Genomic DNA, 21861 nt, shown 5'->3' on the forward strand with positions numbered 1-21861 from the left:
TCGGCCGGGCGTGAACCCGGCCGGCGCGGCGCAGCGGTTACTTTTTGGCTTCGACGCCCGGCGTGGCGTCGCGCACCATGAACTCTTCGGTCACCTCGGGCAGGTGGGCCGCCAGCCAGTCGGCCATCGCCTCTTCCTGCACGAGGATTTCTTCGCAGATCCGGGCCGTTTCTGCATCGCCCACCGTCTTCGCTGCGGCGATCAGGGCCGTGTAGGAGGCGATCTCGAAATGCTCGAAGACGTAACCGGCCATCGCGCCTTTGACGATCTCGTCGGAGGCCGTCATGCCGCCGACGGCCTGACCGAAGGCTGCCATCTTGCCCATCACGTCCTTGAGGGTCGACGGCGAGCCGCCCAAGCGCTTGATGCACCCCTCCAGCAGTTCGCGTTGACCGATGGTTTCCTGAATGTGTTCCTCGATGCGCGCCTTCAGCACCGGGTAGTGCTCGATGCGGGACGCCTGCCCCTTGAGCATGGTCTCCGCCTGCTGCTCCATCGCGTGGGCGTCGCGGAGCCAGTCCAACAGGTTCTCTTTGAGCTCTGCCATGAATCTCCTCCTATCGTGTCGGGCGAAGCCTTACCGTATCGAGGCTGGGATGCGGATCAAGCGATCCCCGAGTGAAGGCTTGGCGAACGGCGGAGCGTCCGAGACCGCCGATGTGTGGGCCTGGCGATCGATGGTCTTCGTGGTGAACGGCGCGCATGCAACGCATTCGCAGGCCATTGACCGCTCCCGCCCCATGCTGAACGCTCCTCAGCGCCAGGCCATCCTCATGACCCGTTCCGCGCTTTTGCTCGTCTTGCTGGCCCCCTCTCTCGCCTTCGCTCAGCAGGGGGACGGAACCGACGTCCAAGCCAACGTCCACACGTTCAAACCGGCCAAGGCAGAGGCGACGCCTGAGCACGTTCAGGCCCTGAAGGTGCCCAGCGGCTTCCAGGTGCGTCCCCTTGCGCAAGGCCTTCAGAATCCCCGGATCATCGCCGTAGCGCCGGACGGGCGGATTTATATCTCACGTCGAGATCAAGGCGACGTGCTGTTGCTGGAGGATGCCAATGAAGACGGAGCCTTGGACGCCGAACCGAAGGTGGTCTTCTCACGTCCAGGAGCGCACGGGCTGGCCATCGCCAACGGGCAGCTGTATGTCGCCACGGCCAACGACGCGTGTATCGCGCCCCCATACGCCCGGACGGCACGTTGGGTCCAGAGGAACGGATCATCAACGACCTGCCCGATGGCGGTCAGCACCCCAACCGCACGCTGGCCTTTGGCCCTGATGAGATGCTCTACATCAGCGTGGGCTCGTCCTGTAACGCGTGCAACGAGACCAATCCCGAGCATGCGGCGCTGCTGAGGTCCTCGCCGGATGGCAAGAGCCGGTCCATCTTTGCCAGCGGCCTGCGGAACACCATCGGCTTTGCTTGGAACTCCAAAACGGGGGAGCTGTGGGGGATGGATCACGGCATCGACTACTTGGGCAACGATGAGCAGCCCGAGGAGCTCAACCGCATTCAGAAAGGAAAGAAGTATGGTTGGCCCCACATCTGGGGCAAGGACGGGGTGAATCCCCAGAGCACCCCGCCAGGGCAGATCAGCAAACAGCAATGGGCGGCGACAAGCGAGCCCATGGTGCTCGGCTACACCGCCCACGCGGCCCCCATGCAGATGCTGTTCTACACCGGCCAGCAGTTCCCGGCAGCTTACCGGGGGGACGCCTTCGTGACGATGCGCGGTTCCTGGAACCGCAAGCCTGCGTCGGGCTACGAGGTGGTGCGGGTTCGTTTCAACGCCGGCAAGCCGGTCGGGTTTGAGCCCTTCCTGACAGGCTTCCTGGTCGACAACGGCCAGGCGCATATCGCAAGGCCCGTCGGTCTGGCGATGACGAAGGGCGGTGCACTTTTGGTCGGCGACGATGCCAACGGCGTCATCTACAGAGTGACTTACGGCCCAGGCCAAGCGTCCGCCTCCCCCGCGACCGCAGTGCCTAGCGGGCCCTTGATGGCCCAAGTCAATCAAGGCTCGGGCGTGCCGTTGGCCAAGGATCGGATCGGCAAAGCCGCCACGTTCGAGTTCCGCTCCCCGTCGTTCTCCTCGGGCCAAGCATTGCCTCCCCGCTTCAGCGCGTATCACGACGATGCATCGCCCGCTCTTTCTTGGAGCCCGGTGCCTGGTGCCAAGTCCTATGCGCTGATCATGGAGGATCCGGATGCAGCCAACGTCAAACCCTTCGTTCACTGGGTCGCTTACAACATCCCAGCGACCACGCAATCGCTGCCGGAGGGCCTGCCGGTCGATCCGCGACTCCTGAAGCCGGAGGGAATGCTGCAGGGGGTGAACAGCCGGGGGTCTGTGGGGTATTTCGGCCCCAAACCGCCAGTGGGCGATCGACCCCACCATTACCACTTCCAGCTGTTGGCCTTGGACACCGTGCTTGATATGAAGGCCGGGGCAACGCGGGACGAGGTGCTGAAGGCCGCGAAGGGCCACATCCTAGGCGTGAGCGAGACCGTGGGCACCTACCAGCAGGTCGAGGCCCCGCTGAAATAAAAAAGGGACCCGAAGGTCCCGACCGGTGCCCAAGGCCCGGAAACTCAATGAACCTCCAGTTCCTGGCAAAGGGACTGGAGGGCCGCGGCGATCTCTTTTAGGCGAAACGGCTTTTCAAGGAAGGGCGTGCCTTTGAAGCGTTCGGGCAGCCGGTTGGCCCCAAGGCCGGTCGTAAACAGGAACGGCACCCCCAACTCGACCAAGCGATCGGCCACGGGGTAAGACTCGACCCCGTTCAAGTTGACGTCCAGCACCGCAACATCGAAGGCCGCCTCCTCGGCGCATACCAAGGCTGTGGGCAAATCTTCGGCCGTCTTGGAGACGTCGTAGCCGACTTGGGCAATGGCCTGCTCCAAGACCATCATGAGAGTGGGTTCGTCCTCTACAAGAAGAACCCTTACTGCTTTGCCGTCCAATCCCATGACTTTCTCCCTACAAGCGCTCTGAGTGGATGTGCCACGATTGGACAGTGTGGCCCGAGGGCTCGCCCGATTTGTTAAGAGGGCGCAAAAGGATGACGGCCGTCGCTCTTCTACACTGCGCACTCTGTCGCCCTTCGGTGGCCCTGCCGAGAGGATGACCCATGAACCAACCAGCGAAAGCGAAAACCGATTTGAGGGACGAGAGCCGGCAGTTTGCCCTGCTGGTGAACTCGGTCACCGACTACGCCCTATACATGCTCGACCCCAGCGGGGTGATCCAGACCTGGAACCCGGGTGGGCAACGAATCAAGGGCTACCAGGCTGCCGACGTGGTCGGCACCAACTTTTCCCGCTTCTACCTGCCCGAGGAGGCCCAAGCCGGCCTACCAGAGCGAAACCTGCGGACCGCGGCCTTAGAAGGGCGCTACGTCGCCGAGGGCTGGCGATTGCGGCAGGACGGGACCCGCTTTCGTGCCAGCGTCGTGATCGATCCCATCTGGGAAGACGGGGAACTGGTGGGGTTTGCCAAAATCACCCGCGACATCACCCAGCGCCACGAAGCGCAGGAGCAGCTGCTCCAAGCCCAGCGCGATCTCCTGCAGGCGCAGAAGATGGAGGCCATCGGCAAGTTCACGCTCGGCTTGGCCCACGATTTCAACAACCTGTTGACCATCGTGGCCAACTGTTTAGACCTCATCAGCCTGCGGGTGAAAAACGGAGGCGTGGCCAAGCTCATCGATACCGCGCAGCGGGCCGCCGAGCGCGGGGCCCTTCTGACTCGGCAGTTGCTGACCTTCGGCAAGGGACAAACCTTGGTGCCAGAGGCAGTCGACTTGGCCGCCTTGATGGCCGAATGCGAAGCGATGCTGCGCCGCTCCGCCGGCGACGCGATCGCATTGACCGTCGAAGTTTCCCGGGGCCTTCCGACCCTGTCGCTGGACAAGGCACAGCTGGAGGCCGCAATCCTTAACCTGGTGTGCAACAGCCGCGACGCCATGCCGAAGGGCGGAACGATCCTCATCACGGCGTCTGCGCGGCAAACCCGTGATCCTACGTTGCCCAACACCAGTGAAAGACCTTACATCTGCCTGAGCATCCGAGACGACGGTTCAGGGATTGAGGCAGACCAGCAGGCCAGGGTATTTGAACCGTTTTTCACCACCAAACCCATTGGAAGGGGCAGCGGGCTGGGCTTGAGCCAAGTGTTTGGCTTCACGGCCCAGTCCGGCGGGTTCACCGAGCTCCAGAGCGAGCTTGGGAAGGGAACCCGCGTTAGCCTTTGCTTCCCCGCACCAGAGCATTGAGATGCCGATCCACGTGTTGTTTGTTGAAGACGAAGACGATCTCCGCAGCGTCGTCGTCGAGGCCCTGACCTCTCAGGGCTTCCAAGTCACTCCCGCCAGCAACGGGGACGAGGCCCTCGTCCTCCTGCGCAGCAGCGCCAAGTTCGCGGTGGTAGTGACCGACTTCAACATGCCGGACAGCGCCGACGGGCTGGAGGTCGCGGCGGAAGCCGCGGTTGCTCAACCCCAGGCCCGCGTCATGCTCGCGTCTGGCCTTCAACGCTCGCAGCTGCCCCCGCTGCCCGAGAACGTTCGATTTCTCCCGAAGCCTTACCGCTTCCGACAGCTTGTTACGGCGATCCACGAAGACTTGGGCTGCACGTAGGGGGCGGATTCCTTGCGCGGCCAGGCGGTCGCCACTGGTTCATCGTCCTACCAGTGCGCGTCTGCTCACTAGGAACAGCAGCCGGTCGATCGCCGTTGCGTTCAACGCTTCTCCATCCCCGCGCACCTTGAAACCAGCCCAGTCGCCCACCGCGACCTCGCTCAACTCTTTGACTTCCACAGGCAACCAGCGCATAGGCCAGTAAGGCAAGCGGCGATCCTTGATCGTCCCTCTTTGCAGTTCGATCAGATCGTGATGACTCGAGGCTCCGAGCACCCTTGAGAACGCCACGTCCAACCCGTCCGGGGGGCCTTCCATGTATTGGAGGAAGCGCGTGCCGTCGAACAAGAGCACCCCACTGACACCTGCGTCCCGGTTAAATCGAGTTGCGTCGTCGACCAGCTCCTGGAGCTTGCCGCTCCGGAGGCCAAGCAGATCGCCGCGCAACGCGTCGGATGCCTCGCTGACATACACCACGGCCCTGATGGGCATTGGGCGCTCCTTCTCAACTGGTCTGGCCATCCCCCCTTCCACGAACTCTAGTCCCGCCCACGCATTTAGGCAATCTCGTTGGGAGATAGTGCCTACAGGCGGCTGTTAACTTGATCCCGAGTTCCAATCGAGTAACCTTTGATTATGGCCCTTTACAACATCGCGGAACGTTTAAGCACGGCTAAAGAACTAATCAGCAGGGGCGATGACGCGTCATTCATCTACGCCGCGCTGGAACTACGATTCTGCTTGGAATCTGTGGCTTATCAGAACTTGGCTGCATACGGTGAAGACGTTTCCACCGAGCTTGCTCGCGAATGGCGACCGGACCAGATCATCAAAATGCTGGCCACGTTCGACCCCAACTCTGATCAAACAGCCAGCTTTTCCATCTCGGTCACGCCGCTGCCCGAAGACCTCGATTTCGCCTCAACTGACTTGAAGGCCGCTTTCAAGGACAAGGATTTTTTGCCGATAGGCGAGGCCAAACGCATTCCTTGGGGCAAGTTTCGCAGTTACTACAACTCGTTGGGGAGCTTTCTCCATTTGCGCAAAGATCTGACGAACGCACGGCCGAAGATCGAAAGGCTCCGTGTTCTCATCGGTGAGCTGGAAGAGGTTGCGAGCTCGACGCTGATCGCTGCCGGCAAGGATCTCGCGACGGGCAAATGCGTCGACTGCGGCCATGTGCTGATTCTCGGCCCGGCAGAGCAAGCGGGGGACAAGCCCGTTTTCTGCCCGAATACCAAGTGCAACTCGAGCTATTTGGCCATCAAGGGGGACCCGGAGCGACGGGTGCAGAAGGTCGAAGCCCTGGGGCTGCGCTGCGAATGCGGGGCCATCGTTCCTATCTTGCCAGAGAGGCTCCTCAAGCCTGCGGTTTGCCCGGAATGTGGGTTGACCGTTTGCGCAGTCATTGCTGCAAAGGCAAGAGTGCTAGGGGTGCCGCCCACTCGCGAGGGAGATCTGAGCGGCTAGTTGCACCTTAACTTCGCCACTTCGTCCACGCCCAGCAGTGGAGACGGCAACACGGCTTTGCACACGTCCGACACCTCAACGGCCATCCCCGGCTCGGGGTGTTCCAGGTAGAGCGCTCCGTCGTAGCCCACCATTGCTTGTTCGTTCGGCGTAGATGCCAGGGTGCCCGGCGCGATGCTGGCCCCTGTCAGAGTGAAGGCCCGGGCGTTCTGCGTCAGCACGGGGAAGGTCACCCGCACACCGCCTTGGCGGGGGGCCACCGATTGCTTTTCGGTCTCCCCGATCTCCACGCCCACCGGCAGCTCCTTGTCCTTGAGGCTGACGGTGGTGGGCAGCAAGGAGGGAACGTCGGTGACCAGCACGCGGCCTTGCTTGTTGGTCTGGCCGACCGGTGCGCCGTTGACCCGCACCGGCACGCCCGCTTGGCCCGGCACATCCACCACGGCGAAGCTGGCGTAGGCGGGTCGCCCGAAGGCCACGCCGCGGTGGTCCAGGAACACGGCGCCGGAGAAGTTGGCCGCCACCTGGGTTTGCCCGTCGTAGCGGTCCAGCATGATCCGGGCGTCGCCGTAACGCGTCATGGCATCCGCCGTGGCCTGGGTGCTGCCCTGATCGCCCTCGGTGTGCTCTGCAGCCACGCGAAGGCCGCCCTCGGTGCGGTAGGTCGCTCGGGTGGTCAGGGCATCCTGGCCTGGGGCCTGGCGGGCCCGCACACCCACGCTGGCCTTGCTGCCGAAGCGATACGTGTAGGTCGCCGATACCTGGAGATCGCCGCCGTTGAGGTCCTTCAGCACGTTGGCGGACACCTGGCCTGCAGTGCCCAGGTTCGCGCTCACGCCCAAGGAAGCGAAGGCCAGGCTGGAGCGCCCCGTGTCGATGGCGCTGTAGATGCCACGCAAAGTGAAGCGGCGATCCGGGCGGTAGGAAACGCTGGCTTGGGTGCGCGAAGCGATGGGCAGCGCCGTCTCGATCTGCAGTCGCCAGAAACCGTCGTTTTCTTCGTGTTCCAGCCGCAGGCCAAAGGTGGGCCCTCGGTAGTCGTAGGCAGCAGCCCAACGCGTCCCGCCGTCGCTTGAGCGCCCCACCTCCCCGTCGAGCACGCCCCAGGTGCCCGGGGCCCAGGTGGAACCCACGGTGACGTTGCCCTTGCCGTTCTCGTCCACCTGACCACCGGCTCGGATGGTCCAGCGGTCGTTGACGCCCTTGGCCCAGGAAGCGCTGACGCCGGCCGTGCCGTAGCGGTTTTCGTCTTCGCGGACCTGGCCAGCGGCGATTTCCCACGCGGAGAGGCCCCGACGCAGCAGGGTCGGGGCGACGTAGAGCCGTGCAGTGGAAACGGCGGTTTCCCGGCCGTAGGCGTCACGCACCACCACAGCCGTTTGGCTGGCCCCCAAGGCCACGTTTCGCCCGTCCACGGTGAAGGGGCCGGCGTTGACGTCCTGGCGCGTGATTTCGGCCTGGTTGGACAGGACCTTGACCTGCCCCGGATCCAACGCGATGCCCCCCAAGGTCGGGACGGGCCACGTCGGCGTGAGCGGATCCAGTGCTGCCGGGTCCTTCGCGAGTCGAATGCCGCCCAGCGCCACGGGGCCGATGCGGGGCGTGGCGTAGACATCGCCGGCTTGCCAAGTCCGTTGGCGCGGCAGGTCGTCTTTCTGCCAAGCGGTCATGCCGCGGCGCATGCCAAACCCGTTGGGGGATTGGTTGAGCTGCCCGGTGGTGGAGACCACGCCCCAACGCCCTCCGGTGCGCGCGTCCAGTGCCAAGGACGTGGCTTGTTGGCCGCCTGCGATCTGGGTGGCGAGGTTGTAGTTGACCAACACGCCCCCGATGGCCGGCGAGACCTGGGAAACCGGGGTGCCTCGTCGGGTGAGCTGCTGGGCTGGCTTGCGGTCGGCGGGGATGGTGAGTTGGACCGTGGCGTTCTGGGGGTTGTAAGCCACCGTGACGCCCAAGGCTTGGTCAGTCAGGTCCTGCCCCTCTTCGCCCGGGCGAAGGGTCACGCCGAGCTGCTGCCACGTCGTGGCTTCCGCGACCCAAGCCCCGTTCTGCTGCCAGAGCAACACGGGGTCTTTGGCGGGCTGGCCGTTGGCCAGGATAGCCGCTGCAAGCACGGGTTCCACCCCGTCTGGGATGGCCGCGTGCGCGGTGCCGATGGACAGGGCCAGCGCGAGGCCCAGGACGCTTCCCCGCCGCATGCGTTGCCCTTAGTCTGCGGGGACGGTAGCGGGGGACCCGTTGGCCGTGATTGAGAGCGTGGACGCTTTCAAGCCGGGCTTGAGCTCAACCAGCTTGCTCTGACCAGGGAGCACCCACCCCAGCGCCCCTTCGCGCCATGCCGGCATGCCTTGAGGACCGACGGCGGTCAGGCGCGCGGCGGTCGAACCGGTGTTGGTCAGCAGAAGGCCGTCGGCGGTGAAGCGGGCCGTGAGCACCGGAGGACCGGCCTTGGCGTCTTCAAACCCCACCGGCAGGTTCTGGTGGATCAACAACTGCACCTGGCCCGCCGTGGACGGCTGGGGCAACTGGCGCAGCAGCACGCGGTAGTAGCCGGGCGTGCCGACGCCCTGGGTGCGGACCAACCGCACGGCCCGGCGGGACCCAGGTGGGATTTCGACAATGGACGGTGCCGCGATCACCGCCTTGGCGGGGCCGGTCACGTCCTGCCCGCTGGGATCTTGGGACCAGTCCAGCACCGTCACCTGAAAGCGCTCGGGGGTTTCCCCATGGTTTTCCAAGGTCAACGCCCCTGCCTTTTCTCCAGCCGGGGCCACGATGCTTGTGGGAAACAACGACACGTTGCCCGCCCACGCAGGAGCGGCGCACAGCATAAACAATGGAACCACCAACAAACGCTTCAACATCATTCCTCCAAATCGATCACCTCCTTTGATCCAACCAAAACATTTAAAGTTGTCAACCCACCCTCAAAAGAAAACCCCCGGAGATATCCGGGGGTTTGGTAGAAACCCTTTAAGGGTCAGTAAGTCAGGGTCACGGCGATGGTATCGGAGAAGGTCCCGCCGGGCACCTTGTTCAAATCATAGAAGGCATAACCGATGCCAATCATCTGCTGCTCACCGGTTCCCACGCCCTCCCAAGCGTCGGCCCCACTGCCCCACACTTGACTGGCACCAGGATCTTTGAAGAGGCCGTAGGCGACGAAGTTTCCGGCCCCATCGGACACGGCGCGGTGATTGGGACGAGCAATCGCGGCGCCGTAGTTCAACCCATCGCCAGGCACGATGCTGAAGGCGGTGCCTTGGTTGCAGCGAACCATCAACGCACCATTGGAATAGCCCTGCGTGCCGGACGCCAAGCCGTTGTATTCACCGCCGCCCAGCTGGGTCACGAGCAGGCTGCACTCGTTGTTCACGGTCGCAGAAATCATCAGGTCTTCGGTGACGTCAGCGGCGGACGCCGAAGTGGCAGAAAACGCGGCCATCAAGGCCAGAGAAAAAGAAAGGGTCTTGCGCATGAAAAATCCTCCTCGGATATTGGGGAAAAGGGATATGGCCCGGCTTGGGCTTACTTCACCAATACTCGATAAATCTATTTCCGCAAGAGGATCTGACAACACGATTTTGCAGATGCCAACCCAAGCGCTTGCACCGAAGACACGAGTAAGCTAAAAAGCAATCGCCGGTCGCAGAAGCGTCGGTGTTGTGCCCGCATAGCCAATAGGCTCCGGGTGCCCGAGGTCCACCCAATGGGGGCGCGGGAATCTTTTTTTGATTCCGGAGCCATCCATGACGACCAAGCGCCGCAAATCCCTCCGCACGTCTGCCTTCCATGCCCAGTTCGGCCGCTGCTACTACTGCGGCCTGCCGATGTGGCTCGCGGCTCCTTCAGAGCTTGGGCTGAAGCCCAGCAAGGCCCGAGCCTTTCAATGCACCGCCGAGCACCTGGTCGCCCAGCAGGACGGGGGCCGAGACGTATCCGGGAACGTGGTGGCCGCACACGCCCGGTGCAACCAGTGCAGGCACAAGCGAAGCGGGCCAGCTCCTTCCCCTGAAACGTTCCGGGCGCTGGTTCAGAAGCGGCTGGCAGTGGGAAGATGGTGGTCCAGACTGCCGCCAGGGATTGCGCGTGCTCCTGTATGACCTCATCAAGCTATACGAACCTTCGTTTGATCCGGCTCGCACCAAGGTTCACTTGGCCCGAAACAACAAGATCGACGATCCGATCGACGTCTGGCTGGACGGCCGGTTTGACGATTGGCAATGCTGGCAGCGGCAGCGAAACTTTGACCGGGACCTGGTCTTGTCCCTCGTCCAGATCCCCCACACCTACCGCTGGATGTTCGCCGGCCTCTTCCGATCCGTGGGAAGCAGGCCCGATGTGGATGCCAACGGAACGCCCCACGTTGACTACACCCTGGAACGCATCGACAGCACACTGGCGTTAGAAGGACGCCTCTTCGTGACGGGGAAATACGTCAGCCGCACTTCCTACCTCAGAGGCGAGACCCTCTCGGGGGACATGGTGGTGCACGAACTTCTGGCAGAAAAGCTGGGAGACGGAGAGTTCCCTGGGTTCGGTCACGTGGACATCGACAAAGGCACCCTGGACCGCATCGTTGCCAGCGGCAACAACTCTTGGCGTGCAGCTCTTTCCAGTGTCAAAGGCATCTACCTTTTAACGGACAGCAAGACCGGCCTGCTCTACGTCGGAAAAGCGGACGGCGACGCCGGCATCTGGGGTCGCTGGTGCCAGTATTCGAGCACCGGGCACGGCTGGAACAAGGCCTTGGTCCAAGAGTTCGGCATCAAGGCCACCGAGCGCCAGCGCGATCTGCGCTTCTCGATCCTCGAAGTCATGGACCGGCGGTCCCAAGAGAGCCAGATCGACAAGAGGGAGTCGCATTGGAAGCGAATCTTGATGTCCCGCAACGGCTACAACCGCAACTAACAATGTTCAGCTGAGCCGCAGCGAACCGTCATGTTGTGATCGTAAGCGGCATGCCCGAGGCACGCCGTTTTGGGCACAGGACGCTCTTTCAGACAGGCAGGCGCTCGGCGATCCAATCCATCCATCCGGATTGTGCAGCCGTCGCATTGGCACTCAAGGCTCCACGCCCGGGGGCTGCCCCACGGCCGCGGCTCGCACCTCTTGAAGGCGCAGGGACAGCTTGCTGGCAGAGACCTTCCCTCCGCGACTGCCGCGCGCCTCGCGGACAATCGCCAGGGCCATGACCACGGCTTGGAGGAGATCCGATTTCGTCCGCCCCTGCTCGCTCCACTCGCCCGGAAGGGCGGCCAATGCAGCGACCGCGTCCTTCCCTGACAAGTATTGGACGCACGTCAAGGCGGACCAGTGAAGCCCAAACTCAGTGCGCAATCGCGTTCCCGCCTCCTCTTGCAAGAGCGTTCCGTCGGCCATGTCGAGCAACACGTGTGCAGCGGCCAACGCCTTGGCACGGGCATTCGCAGGGCCTTTGTCCACGGGATTAAGCAGCCGGCTTCGGCTTGGCCTTCTTGGCAGGTTTCCGAATCGGCTTTGCCTTCTTGGCGACCTTGCCCACCTTCGCAGCTCCCTTAGCCGCGGCCTTCTTCACCTTGCCAGCGGCGGGCGGGAACTTGGCCCCAGGGTTCGCCTGCGCCCACGCCTTGCCTTCGGCCGACTTGGCCCATGCCGTGAACGCCTTGGGTGCCAGTCCTCGGCCTGCCCAGGTCTCTCCCGTCGGAAGTCGATACTTGGGAGCGACTTTGCCGAGCTTTCGACCCTTCAGCGGCCCAGCAGAAGGTTTCGGGGAACGCGCCGGCGTGACGTCGATGGCCTCGCCAATGAGCTTGGCAACCTGACGACGCTGGGCGGGACTGAGAACCTTCGCATACTTCTGAAGCACCGCGATGGCCTTGGGCACTTCACCGTCGCGTTTCTCCACCAACCGCTTTTGGGCTTCGAGTTGTTTGATTTCCGCGTTGATCGACTGAAGGGTGGTGAAGGCCATTGGCATACTCGGTTAGATAAGGACGCCTTGGTTATATCCGATAAAGCGCCCAGGAGACAGACATCCCTCCTTCCGCGGCCCCCAGCAATGGCTCGTTCGCACGCCTCGACGGAGCGCTCTCTATGGGGACGGTTGACCCAACAGCTTGCTCTTTTGCGAGTCGAACTCGGCCTGCGTCAGGATGCCCTGCTCCTTGAGCTTCAGAAGCTTGGCCAACTCATCGGCAACCGAAAGGGCTGGTGCCACGGGAGTGGGCACCGCCGCGGGCTCCTCGGCGACGCTAGCGGCCTGCGTGGCCGTGGGTCGGTATTCCCGGTCGACGGTGAGCGACATTGCAGCGTCGTTGCGCGTGACATCGAGCTGGTAGGTCGGTGCCTTGGCTGCCTTTGCTAAGCCGTCTAGGAACTCAACATCCGTCTTGAACTTCTTTCCGGCCACGGAGATGATGACGTCTCCCGCCTTGAGGCCCGCTCGGTCAGCAGCTGCACCAGGCGTCACCTCAGCCACCTCGTAGACAGCAGCTCTGCCGCGCGGAGCGACTTTCCCTAGAACTCCGAGCACGGCGTGGTTGGGGAAGGTCGTCCCTGCGGGGAACGCACCTCCCGCACTGATCAGGAAGTTCATGATGCTATTGTGGAAGTCCGCCCCTGAAAAGGGAGCGCGCTGCATTTGGCCGAAGGCCATCTGAGTTTCCATCCAGCCCGACACCTGCACACGCGAGATTCCGGACAGCTCACTCACGTTGAAGCGGAAGAAGCGCCGAGGCGGCGTGGAGTAACTGTTCCCGAGTAGCATCTGACCCATGATGGACTGGCCCGTGCTCAACGGCGACTCGCAAACGAGTTCTGTATCGCTGCTGCTCACGACTGTCCACTGCACATCCATGCATTTGCTGGACAAGCGGGACACCGCCACCGATGCCTTGCCTGAGAACACGGCCTCGGGTGTGCCACTGGGAGTCACGGCGAACAGCTGAGAGCCAGTCGCGGTGAACGGCAGGACGATGAAACCGAGAAGAAACACAAACGTTCGAATCGCCATGTGCGCTCCCCCTAGAGCATCTGACGTTGGACCTCCTGCCAATGCTATTACATTAAGCACCTGGCAGCTATCTGCTGCAGGACAGATTGACGCAGGGTCGCCAGCGATCTGCACTGCGGACGCGAGAGGCCAAGGACTGCAACACGTGAACTCGCGCTTGAAGCGCCTGCATATAAAGGGAAATGGCGTCCGATCTAGAAACACTGGCTAGCCATTGGTCCGACACACCTCGCTAAGCAGCCCGGCTCATCAAATGATGGGCCGGGCATGTGCATCACTTCTTAAGCATGTCTCTCATCGCGCTCTTAAAGCGGGCACCTATCTCTTCGCCAGTTGGTGACGCATCCGGGTCGTCCGTAAAGATAGCGACCATAGCGGCAAGGTAAGCTTCGCCCAGCGCCGACGTCAGCGCGACGGCCGTGGTTCCAGAGATGGCCGCTCCCGCGGCGGTCCCTATGCCCGGAGCGAACTTAAGCAGGTTGCTCACCAAGGTGCGGCCGAGAAAGCTAGCACCGGCCACGCCCACCGCAGAGCTGACAAGCGATGTGAGCATCGAGTTAGTGAGATTGACGCCGAAGATCGATGTGATCTTGGCGATCATGCCGATTTGCACGGGGGCAATGATCATCGCGTCCGAGAAAGGAATCGGGCTCACCCCCGCGGCGCCAGACGCCGTGGCTGCGGCCATAATAATCTTCCGAGCCTCAGACTTTTTTGTGTTCAGATCCGCCTTTTGAGCAGACGCGAAAGCGCGCTTTGCACCTTCGGGAATCGCACCAATGGTGACCTCAACCAGGGTCGAAAGGCCCTTGGGCTGCAATACAACGTCGTCATCAAGCTCTTCTTTGATTGCGCGCACCTGGACCACATTCCTGCACTCTGGCAGAAGGCCCTCCACTTCCTTCTTGAAGCCTTGGTCGGAGCGATGCTTCGTGATCACGCCGATGACAGGAACAACTTTGGAAAGAGCAGCATGCAGTTCCACTTCCGCGGGTTCCACGCGGCGGCCGTCCTCCATCACACAAATCCAAGCAACATGGATGTGCTTCGTGGGGTCAACCTCGTTTTTACGAGCTTGGATGAAATCCGTGAGCGCACCAATGGTGCTCTTATAGTCAGCCATCTCCAAGCCACGGGTATCGAAGATCGATACCGGCATCCCTTCCTTGGTGATCTCCTTGGTCTCCTTTGTAACAGGCCGTCCCTGCCCGGTTTCAGCCAAATCTTCATGGAAGATGGCGTTGACCAGCGTGCTCTTCCCGACTCCAGACCGACCGGCGATCAGGATGTTGACATGCCCCATCTGCTTGGCCGCGTCTGCGACCGCGTCTGCGATTGTTGAAGCAAAGTTTCCGTCCATATTCCCCTGTATCCTTTTTCTTACCCAGTCAACCAACAATAACCCGCAGCTAAGCCACCGCGTGTCGCTCTATTTGTAAGGCCCGAGGAACCGCTCACCGTTGAAGTGCATCAGGTGCGTGGGGGCATCAGCGGCCCAAGCCTCGGTTTCCCAAGCAATATCGGCCAGATACTTGCGCATCGTGGCGCGGTCAGGGAACGCCGACACATAGACCAGGCCAGCTTTGCTGTCCTTGAAGAGTTTCTCAAGCTCTTGGTGCCGCTTTCCATCTACCGGTCCATGTGAGGTGACCGCTTCGCAGAGCAGCAGCCATTCCCGCTTGCGGTCATACAACACCACGTCAGGCATCTTCCCGTGACTGTCCACCGTCACACCCAGCTGCGAGAGTGCCTTTTTATCGAAGACACCAACCTTCTGCCCGGTGTCGCCAGCGTAGATGAGTTCAGAGCCTGGGGCGAAATGCGGGGCGAACACCTCGATGATCTGCTTGATGAGCTGGCTATGCTCACCTGGGCTCAAGATCACTTCACCGCCGCCCGGGATCACGACTGGCACCTGCTTCAACTCTCTGGCTCGCGCGTATTGATCAGCAAGTGACTGCCTGCTCTCCCGGAACACAGCAAGAGACGCTTCCCACTCCGCCGTGTTGTAGGTTTTGATGAGCGCCAGCATCTCGGGGGTGAGCTGATAGACCGCCTTGGGGCTGTTGACCGGTCGTTCCGGATTGTCCGGGTTGTAAAGCGCGATGCCGCCATCCACGAACTGGTGCATCGTCTGCCGCCGGAACGTTTCCCGGGTGTTGGGCGCATACAACTTGCCATACTGCTCGCGCACCCAATCCATGATCGGCGTGATGCCAATCAACGGCGCGGAAGCTCTCGCCCATTTCTTATCCGGCGTCAGATCGGCAAGCGCCAGCAGCGAGAGCGCCGAGCGCTCGTTCAACTGCGCACGGGGCATCCCCACTGCGGCCAAGATTGCCTCGGCGGCATCAATCCTTTTCTGCGTCATGCCAGCACTTGCTCCATTTCCTTGTCGATAGATTTCTGACCGAGGTCGGCGGCCTTCTTGGCCCAACGCCCCATCTTTTCCAGGGTTTCACGCGTGGGGTAAGGCATGTTCCGCAGGTCAGTTGCATTGACCTGCGTGTGCCCAGAGAACCGCCGCAGGTGGTCATCCAAGGCGGTGCTATTGAGGTAAACAAATAGGCCCCAAGCCACATCTTCTTCAAGACCCTGTTTGTTGAAGTGGAAAACATTCGAGTGGTTTTCGAATGCTAGACGCTCCTGCCCCTTGAGGTCCTGCGGCTGCACGAGGTAGGCGACCACGCGGCGCTTTTCTTCCTTTGACGAGAACCGCCGCACGACAACGTAGTAGCCGGTCGGCCATATCGAGCGTTCGGTGCGCGCGTCTCGAACCAGTGCGTTCGCTTTTTTGGCCCCCTCAATGGGCCAGGTCGTCTTGGTCCCATCGATGTGGAAGGCGTAAATCAACGGCACCGTGCCCTCTTCCGGCATTGCACGCAGATGCTCGCGCGTCCGGAAGTCCACGATGGGGCCGGTCGAGACCGATACCCCCACGTCTGCAAGCGATGCGCCCACGAGAGGGGAGGCTTCAATGAGATCAGCCTCGTCTGTCGGGACGTGGATAAAGCTTTCCTTGTCTTGAGGCTTCACGATGGCCGAAAACGGAAACTCTTGTGTGCGCAGATCAGAGAACGAATCGTCGGTTGACGATGTGATGGTCACGTTCCCCTGTTCCCCCCCGCGCTCCAGCAAAAGAATGACGTTCTCTTGCAATACTTCGTCGTCGCGAAATGCCTTCGTTCGGCTGTCGAACAGGTGAATGTGCTTGAGAGAGGCTCGATCCAGGATGAAGCGCCGGAAGGGCTTGTAATAGGGCCCGTTGGCGAAGCTGCGGGGGATAATCGCGACCAGCTGCCCGCCATTGGCCATCTGCGCCAGCGCAGCCCCAACAAACGCCGAGTAGAGGTTCACGGTCTCCAGTCCGATGCGCCTCGCTTGGACGCGCGCATTCGAGCTGGCGGCAATCTTTTTGTAGGGAGGGTTCATCACGCAAAGCGTGAAAGGTGCCCTGCTATTCTCCAAGTCATCGGCTGCGGCGGCCAAGTAATCGCCCTCTCGGACCGTCACCCTCACCCCGTCTGATTCATACCCCACCAGCGTCGCTTCGAGGTGTTCCCGCAGCCGGCCATCCAGCTCGTGGGCCTCAACCGACATCGAGCCGCTGCCGAGCTTCCCGCTCTTCCAAGAATCCAGCACCGCACAGCTGAGGGCCCCCAAACCCGCTCCAGGATCCAGCAGCACGTGCGGCCCCGCTTTGGGCTCCAGCAGACCAGCCATGAAAGCGGCCACGTCGGCGTTGGTCATGAACTGCCCCATGGCACTCTTGTGAAGTCGGGGGGTGAGGCCGGCGACTTCCCGGCGTTGCAGTTCGGCTCTTTGGAGCATGGGTGTTCACATTAGGACCATTGGGGGCCATTTTATCGCACCCGAGCGTCTCAAGGGCTGATACAAACCCCTCGGTATGCAACCACTTGGAACAGCTCCGCATCGCAGGCTTGAGCCCGGGGAGCGCCGCCGAACCCCAAGGGTCTAAGCCATTTCCAAGCCAGAACGAAGCAGTCCAAAGCCCATACGATTGGCAGGTCAAGCACCCTGTTGAAGCAGCCGTTAAGGGCACTCAGGGTGAAGGGCTGGCTTGGCGAAGCTGTCGCAACATGGAACGAGGCCAACCTTCCTACAGTAACGATAGACGGCCGAACTGCTCACCCCAAGCTCCCGCGCCAACTGAGCCCGGCTGACCTCCTTTAAGCGAGCCCGAACCTGGTCCAGGCCCAGCCCCTGCAAGCTGCGCTGCTCCGGCCCTTTCAGGACACGCCCCAAGCGAAGGGCTCGGCGGTCCAGGCCGATGGTGGCCGGCGACAAGCCCAAGCGCTGGGCCACCTCGGCCGAGGTCAGCCCGGCTCGGACCAGCCGCTGCACCTGCTGGCGACGCTCAGCGAGCTCGCGGGCTTGGCGGTCCCGGAACGCCTGCCGTCCGGAACCCGCCAGGCGGTGCCGCCGGACAAAGCGGTTCACGGCTTGGTGGGTGACGCCCAGGCGTTGGGCCAAGGCGCGCTGAGTCACCCTTTCGTCCAGCAAGGATTGAACCTGGGCCGGGGATCGGCCGCCGAGGAAGCCTTTGCGTGGACTCATCGATCCATCGCCGCCAAGTCGCCCTGAATCTCGGAGGGTGACACACCAAGCGCCTGGGCGATGGCCCCAAGCGTCAGGCCTGCGGTCATGCCGGCGCCAATCGCATACCGCCGCTGACGTTCATAGGCTTGGCGACGAGCCTCCGGGTCGATGGGCATGGCATCGGACGGGTCTACCCGTCGGGCGTGCTCGATTTGATCCCGCTCACCACACGTTTGGCGGTGCGCGGCTAGGGCGTCGTCCACGTCCTTGCTGAAAGGCGTGTTGCGTTGGGCTGCGTCGTAGAGGGCCTGGATGTCCGGAGACATGGGGAGCAGCTCGAAGCTGCCCGGGCCGGAGAGAGGGCCTGGCTCAAAAAGGGTGGAAAGCTCGCGTGTCATCGGCCCACCCAGTAGCCCAGTCCCGCGCTAAGCAAGGTGGCCGCGTATAGAGCGGCGTCCTCAGCGCTGGAAATGTTGAGGGCCATTACCACCGCCCCGAATGCGAGCGTGAGGACGCAACCCGCGAAGATCCCCCCAAAAATCGCGAAATCCACGTAGCGCGATGCGTCGCGCTTCCCGGCGCAGAATAGGGCCAGCGATTGCTTTACGGTCGGGTAAGTCAACGCGATCATAAAAGAGAGAAACGCCGCCGAGCAGAGAAACACAGCAAGGACCAGCATGGAAAGGACCAGCATCGTCAACGCACTCATCCGCGCGACCTCCCCTTGCCCCAGAAAAAGGCCAGCAGACAGAGCACCGCGACCGTGCCGAGGACAAACAGGCCTCCCCCGGTGGCGAGCTGGTGCCAGACGCTGAAGGTGGCTTGGGCCAAGAACGCGGCGATGACCACCATCCCAACTCCAAACAGCCCGCCATGGATCACGACGCGGCCGTGCGTGCGAGCGTCTCGCTCACCGCCCCTCACCCGTTGCCAGGCTGCCTTGGCGTCGGCAAAGCGCTTCAGCGTCCAGAGAGGGACCAGGACCATGAGGCCGAGCAGGGTCAGCAAAAGAATCGCGCTCACCATGGGCGGCCCCCCGGGTGACTTCTGAGAGGGCGCGCTTGGAAGGTGAGAGGTTGGCCCCACTGGCTGGGCTTGAGATTCCACGCCATTGGCAGGTGGTGCAGCTCGTGAGGTTGCGCAGGGGAGCAATCCATGCCGTCTAGAATGAGGTGACCGTAATGGTGGGCAATGCTTTTGAATGTGGCTCCCATTAGCGCCGCCCTTTGCCGGTCGTTGCCGCGTTGGCAGAGCGCACGCCCCAGCCCTTGGCTTGGCGCAACCGATCGATCTGGGCTGCTGCTTCGTGAGAAAGGCCCAGGTATCCGCTCTCGTCCATCAAAACGTGGCCTGGAGATTGCTTGAAGTCCTCGATGCTCAGCGCGGCATCGGGGCGCTTGCGGAAAAATGCGAGCCATTTCATCAGCGCTGCCCTCCAACGGCTACATTTTCTCTGCCCGCACCGATGACTACGGATACGGAAGCTGCCTCAAGCTCTGTAATCACTGGCTGCGCGGTCCCTTCGGAGCGGAGAAAAACTTGATCCCCCACCTCAAAAGCCCCCTGCTCGTCGCCCTGCATGTAGAACGGCAGAATGCGGCCAGCGATGCGCAGCGCACATACGCTGTCATCCACACCGTTGTTTCGCGTGTCGCGGCATGGGACGCGCTCATACGTCACTCGGAGCGTGTAGTAGCGCTGCGCCTCGTCAATCACCCACAGCGTGACGCTTTCGCGTGTTGCGGGGTTCTTCTTCAAGATTGAGTTGTAAGCCGCGTATGGGCCACGGCCCGGCGCTTCCATGGGTTCGAAGGACTGAACCCCGGTGGCGGTTTCCGTGGGGGACGCCTCCCAGGCGTGTGTGACCCTTACTGCGATGGTGTGCGGCGTGATCACGGTGGCATTCACCCCGACGGCAACGGCGACCGAATCGCTACGGGGCTCGGCGGCGCTGGCGGCAAGGGGGAGCAGGCTGGCAAGGGCCAGAGAAAGAATCAACGCGCGCATGAGGCCTCCTTTTTTGAATGGGTTGCACTACCCATAACAAACGGTTTGGTTTGCGCAAGGGGATCGGGAAAAGAAAAGGCGGCTTTCGCCGCCCTTTCCCTTGGCCTTAGAAGCGCGCTCGCAAGCGAGGGGCTTCCAGGGTTTGGCCGTCCTGCCCATGGGCCTTCATGGCCGCACCGACCTGCCGTTGGGCGTCGGCCCCAAACCCGCCTTCCGGTGGTTTCCAAGCGTTGGCAGCGGGAAGAAGCTCGTCCAAGAGCTTGGATCGGTTGTGGCATCGCAGCTCGTTCTCAGCGTTGCTCAAGAACGACTTGGTCTCTCGTTTGCTCGCAAAATCGATGGGCTTCATGCCAGGCTCGTTTCGAAAGCCGTTGACGTAGTTGTCAAAGCCTTGCTCGCCGACGAGCTTACACTCTTTGTTCCAGTCCGCCCCTGCGAACACCAGTTCTCGGCAGAGTTCCGTGTTCCCCTGCTTCGCCGCTTCGTGAAGGACGCTGTAGCCGGCATAGTCGTTGTAAGCCCAGCCCTCGTCTCCGTCGATGTTGAACGTTCGGTTCCGACTGACCAGTTCTTCGTTGGGATCCACCTGCTCCAGCAGACGTTTGGCGTCGCCGGCCTCAATGAGTTCCACAATGTTGAACACGCGGTCTTGCGCCTCCTTCGTCTGCTCCGCCTTTTCCGCGGCCTGCTCTTTCGCTTCGGCATCCCAATACCGAGCCTCGTGGTAGTGATCCCGGGTCGCATAAGGGGTTTCCCCCCTGTCGTTCTCCACATGGTGTTGCGAAACGCCTCTCCCCACCCCATCGACCAACTCTTCCATCGCGCGCTCGTCCGCGGTATGGGCAGGAATGTTTCCCTCCATGTCTTTTGCGTCAACCTGGGCCCCGGCCAACACCAACGCCTGCACCATCTCCCCCGTTTTGACGTAATGAAGCGCGGTTCGGCCCAGCGCATCGGTGTCCCTCACACTACCGCCCTGCCCCAACGCAGCGACAAGCTCGCTGGGCGTCTCGGCCAGGAAAATCGGGTCGGTCGCCGCATCGACGCGCTCACGCGGCGAAAAATCGTCTCGGTGGTTCCGAATACTTTCTCGATAAAGCATAGGATCATGTTTTAGCGCTGGCTCGCCATTCGAGTTCAGCAGGGAGGGATCGGCCTTGGCATCCAGCAAGCGCAGCACAACGCTTGGGTCGCTGGCCAGGTGGAGCGGGGTGTCTCCCCCGTCCGTCCGCAGATTCACGTCGGCGCCGGCATCGATAAGCATGTGGCAATCGCCTTCAAGCCCTCGCTTCGCAGCAACATGCAGAGCGGATTGCCCTTGGCTTAGGGCATTGACATCCGCTCCGGCCTTCGCCAACAGCGCCAAACCTTCCGCAGTAGGTTTTTCGGACCAAGCGGGTTCCCTTTGGTATGTGCTCAACAGGCGATCAAAAGGCGAACGCCCTTGTTTGTCCAACGCGTGAACATCCGCCCCAGCCGAGATAAGCAGTTCCATCTGCCACGGCTCCTGACATTTATGCAAGGCGGAATCGCCGCGCGCGTCGCGATACCCTTTCACATCGGCGCCGTCTTCGATGGCCTGCCTTACCTCGTGCTCGAAGCGACCCTTCGTCTTCAGACCAGCGAAGGCCAAAGTGTTCCCCAACCGATCCGTTGCCTCATCGTTGAACGATGGGGGCACACTTTGAGGGCCCTCAACGGGCGAAAGGGTTGCCGGCTCCGCTGAAGCCACTGGCCGCTGGCTTGAATCATCCAAGCGCTCCCGGACCGGGGGTTCAAGCGGCTCAGAAGAAGCCACGCCTGGTAGTTCCGTGTCCTTTTGACGGATGAAGGGTCGAAGTAGATTTGAAAAGACATTGCCAGCCATGGTTCCTCCGCTTGGTGAGTGATACTCATGTCTTAACAAAGAAAGGGGGATGCGCAAGGGGCTGCAAAGAGAAAAGGGGCGGCTTTCGCCACCCCTCTCAACCCAGCGTAAGAAGCTCAAGAAAAAACATGGCGCCTAGTTATTGATTTCTCAGGTCGGTTAACTAAGCATTCTTTCCACCCCGGCGACAGCAACCACCGGAAACCACCAAAAACAGCAAGGATAACCACCCAACCACCTTCTAACCGCTCACCCTGGAAAAGTTCTCAGTTAGAAGTAGAGGAATCGGACCACAGCCGGGACTTCCCCCAGCACATTCATTTCTAAC

General features: G+C 61.9%; 23 protein-coding genes. 6 read left to right on the forward strand and 17 right to left on the reverse strand.

The annotated features are described in order from the left end of the window. Positions 1 to 37: 37 nt before the first annotated feature. On the reverse strand, positions 38 to 547 hold the full coding sequence (locus tag O0J73_RS11050; protein ID WP_049427000.1) for a DUF892 family protein: 510 nt from the start codon (positions 545 to 547) through the stop codon (positions 38 to 40). Positions 548 to 1162: 615 nt separating this feature from the next. On the opposite strand from O0J73_RS11050, the gene O0J73_RS11055 reads away from it, so the two are divergent. Beyond that, positions 1163 to 2545, forward strand: coding sequence for a YbhB/YbcL family Raf kinase inhibitor-like protein (locus tag O0J73_RS11055; protein ID WP_197697522.1), 1383 nt, complete (start codon positions 1163 to 1165; stop codon positions 2543 to 2545). 44 nt (positions 2546 to 2589) lie between these two features. Here O0J73_RS11055 and O0J73_RS11060 read toward each other — a convergent pair whose 3' ends face one another. Continuing rightward, the gene (locus tag O0J73_RS11060; protein WP_024957536.1) at positions 2590 to 2967 is read right to left on the reverse strand and encodes a response regulator; all 378 of its coding nucleotides are present in this window, start codon (positions 2965 to 2967) and stop codon (positions 2590 to 2592) included. 161 nt (positions 2968 to 3128) lie between these two features. Here O0J73_RS11060 and O0J73_RS11065 point away from each other — a divergent pair, with 161 nt between their 5' ends. Both O0J73_RS11065 and O0J73_RS11070 read left to right on the forward strand, forming a co-directional pair. Continuing rightward, positions 3129 to 4271 (forward strand): PAS domain-containing sensor histidine kinase, encoded by a 1143-nt coding sequence (locus tag O0J73_RS11065; RefSeq protein ID WP_008267080.1) that lies wholly within the window; start codon positions 3129 to 3131, stop codon positions 4269 to 4271. A gap of 1 nt (position 4272) precedes the next feature. Then, a complete protein-coding gene (locus O0J73_RS11070) occupies positions 4273 to 4635 on the forward strand; it encodes a response regulator (RefSeq protein ID WP_308308710.1) in 363 nt (120 codons plus the stop codon). Positions 4636 to 4674: 39 nt separating this feature from the next. On the opposite strand, the gene O0J73_RS11075 is transcribed toward O0J73_RS11070, so the two are convergent. After that, positions 4675 to 5127: a BLUF domain-containing protein gene (locus O0J73_RS11075; RefSeq protein WP_040008429.1), complete on the reverse strand. Its 453-nt coding sequence runs from the start codon at positions 5125 to 5127 to the stop codon at positions 4675 to 4677. 144 nt (positions 5128 to 5271) lie between these two features. Here O0J73_RS11075 and O0J73_RS11080 point away from each other — a divergent pair, with 144 nt between their 5' ends. Next, on the forward strand, positions 5272 to 6105 hold the full coding sequence (locus O0J73_RS11080; protein ID WP_008267208.1) for a hypothetical protein: 834 nt from the start codon (positions 5272 to 5274) through the stop codon (positions 6103 to 6105). Here the strand turns inward: O0J73_RS11080 and O0J73_RS11085 are convergent. From O0J73_RS11085 to O0J73_RS11095, 3 genes are all read right to left on the reverse strand, one after another. Continuing rightward, positions 6102 to 8303, reverse strand: coding sequence for a fimbria/pilus outer membrane usher protein (locus O0J73_RS11085; RefSeq protein WP_049427002.1), 2202 nt, complete (start codon positions 8301 to 8303; stop codon positions 6102 to 6104). The two genes, O0J73_RS11080 and O0J73_RS11085, sit on opposite strands and share 4 nt — an antisense overlap. A 9-nt stretch (positions 8304 to 8312) precedes the next feature. After that, on the reverse strand, positions 8313 to 8969 hold the full coding sequence (locus O0J73_RS11090) for a fimbria/pilus periplasmic chaperone (protein WP_157635963.1): 657 nt from the start codon (positions 8967 to 8969) through the stop codon (positions 8313 to 8315). Between the two features lie 116 nt (positions 8970 to 9085). Continuing rightward, positions 9086 to 9583: a spore coat U domain-containing protein gene (locus O0J73_RS11095; RefSeq protein ID WP_008266871.1), complete on the reverse strand. Its 498-nt coding sequence runs from the start codon at positions 9581 to 9583 to the stop codon at positions 9086 to 9088. Positions 9584 to 9935: 352 nt separating this feature from the next. Here O0J73_RS11095 and O0J73_RS22435 point away from each other — a divergent pair, with 352 nt between their 5' ends. Both O0J73_RS22435 and O0J73_RS11100 read left to right on the forward strand, forming a co-directional pair. After that, positions 9936 to 10208, forward strand: a complete 273-nt coding sequence (locus tag O0J73_RS22435) for an HNH endonuclease (protein WP_339325446.1) — start codon at positions 9936 to 9938, stop codon at positions 10206 to 10208. Beyond that, complete coding sequence (locus O0J73_RS11100; protein WP_049429332.1) at positions 10195 to 11016, forward strand: GIY-YIG nuclease family protein; 822 nt, start codon at positions 10195 to 10197, stop codon at positions 11014 to 11016. Before O0J73_RS22435 ends, O0J73_RS11100 begins: the two co-directional genes overlap by 14 nt. 538 nt (positions 11017 to 11554) lie before the next feature. Here O0J73_RS11100 and O0J73_RS11105 read toward each other — a convergent pair. The 11 genes from O0J73_RS11105 to O0J73_RS11155 all read right to left on the reverse strand — a co-directional run bounded on the left by O0J73_RS11105 (position 11555) and on the right by O0J73_RS11155 (position 21533). Further along, positions 11555 to 12058, reverse strand: coding sequence for an H-NS family nucleoid-associated regulatory protein (locus tag O0J73_RS11105; protein WP_049429334.1), 504 nt, complete (start codon positions 12056 to 12058; stop codon positions 11555 to 11557). A 120-nt stretch (positions 12059 to 12178) separates the two neighbouring features. Continuing rightward, positions 12179 to 13099, reverse strand: a complete 921-nt coding sequence (locus O0J73_RS11110) for a PDZ domain-containing protein (RefSeq protein WP_229298519.1) — start codon at positions 13097 to 13099, stop codon at positions 12179 to 12181. A 274-nt stretch (positions 13100 to 13373) separates the two neighbouring features. Beyond that, positions 13374 to 14459 (reverse strand): DUF697 domain-containing protein, encoded by a 1086-nt coding sequence (locus O0J73_RS11115; protein WP_049429335.1) that lies wholly within the window; start codon positions 14457 to 14459, stop codon positions 13374 to 13376. A 69-nt stretch (positions 14460 to 14528) separates the two neighbouring features. Next, entirely contained in the window at positions 14529 to 15470 is a 942-nt protein-coding gene (locus tag O0J73_RS11120) for a BsuBI/PstI family type II restriction endonuclease (protein WP_049429336.1), read from the reverse strand. After that, positions 15467 to 16849 (reverse strand): Eco57I restriction-modification methylase domain-containing protein, encoded by a 1383-nt coding sequence (locus O0J73_RS11125; protein WP_229298518.1) that lies wholly within the window; start codon positions 16847 to 16849, stop codon positions 15467 to 15469. The genes O0J73_RS11120 and O0J73_RS11125 overlap by 4 nt, the downstream gene beginning before the upstream one ends. Before the next feature lie 824 nt (positions 16850 to 17673). Continuing rightward, positions 17674 to 17985: a hypothetical protein gene (locus O0J73_RS11130; protein ID WP_152906578.1), complete on the reverse strand. Its 312-nt coding sequence runs from the start codon at positions 17983 to 17985 to the stop codon at positions 17674 to 17676. 68 nt (positions 17986 to 18053) lie between these two features. Then, positions 18054 to 18368 carry a hypothetical protein gene (locus O0J73_RS11135; RefSeq protein ID WP_100437272.1) on the reverse strand — a complete coding sequence of 105 codons (315 nt, stop codon included), beginning with the start codon at positions 18366 to 18368 and terminating at the stop codon, positions 18054 to 18056. Then, the gene (locus O0J73_RS11140; RefSeq protein ID WP_040008455.1) at positions 18365 to 18685 is read right to left on the reverse strand and encodes a hypothetical protein; all 321 of its coding nucleotides are present in this window, start codon (positions 18683 to 18685) and stop codon (positions 18365 to 18367) included. Before O0J73_RS11140 ends, O0J73_RS11135 begins: the two co-directional genes overlap by 4 nt. Before the next feature lie 187 nt (positions 18686 to 18872). After that, positions 18873 to 19082, reverse strand: a complete 210-nt coding sequence (locus O0J73_RS11145; protein ID WP_008266166.1) for a hypothetical protein — start codon at positions 19080 to 19082, stop codon at positions 18873 to 18875. Further along, a complete protein-coding gene (locus O0J73_RS11150) occupies positions 19082 to 19666 on the reverse strand; it encodes a hypothetical protein (RefSeq protein ID WP_024957517.1) in 585 nt (194 codons plus the stop codon). The genes O0J73_RS11145 and O0J73_RS11150 overlap by 1 nt, the downstream gene beginning before the upstream one ends. A gap of 106 nt (positions 19667 to 19772) precedes the next feature. Beyond that, positions 19773 to 21533 (reverse strand): ankyrin repeat domain-containing protein, encoded by a 1761-nt coding sequence (locus tag O0J73_RS11155; protein ID WP_080354581.1) that lies wholly within the window; start codon positions 21531 to 21533, stop codon positions 19773 to 19775. Between the last annotated feature and the right edge of the window lie 328 nt (positions 21534 to 21861).

This window comes from Stenotrophomonas sp. Sm6012 (assembly GCF_030985895.1).
In the GTDB taxonomy this organism is placed as follows: Bacteria; Pseudomonadota; Gammaproteobacteria; order Xanthomonadales; family Xanthomonadaceae; genus Stenotrophomonas; species Stenotrophomonas forensis.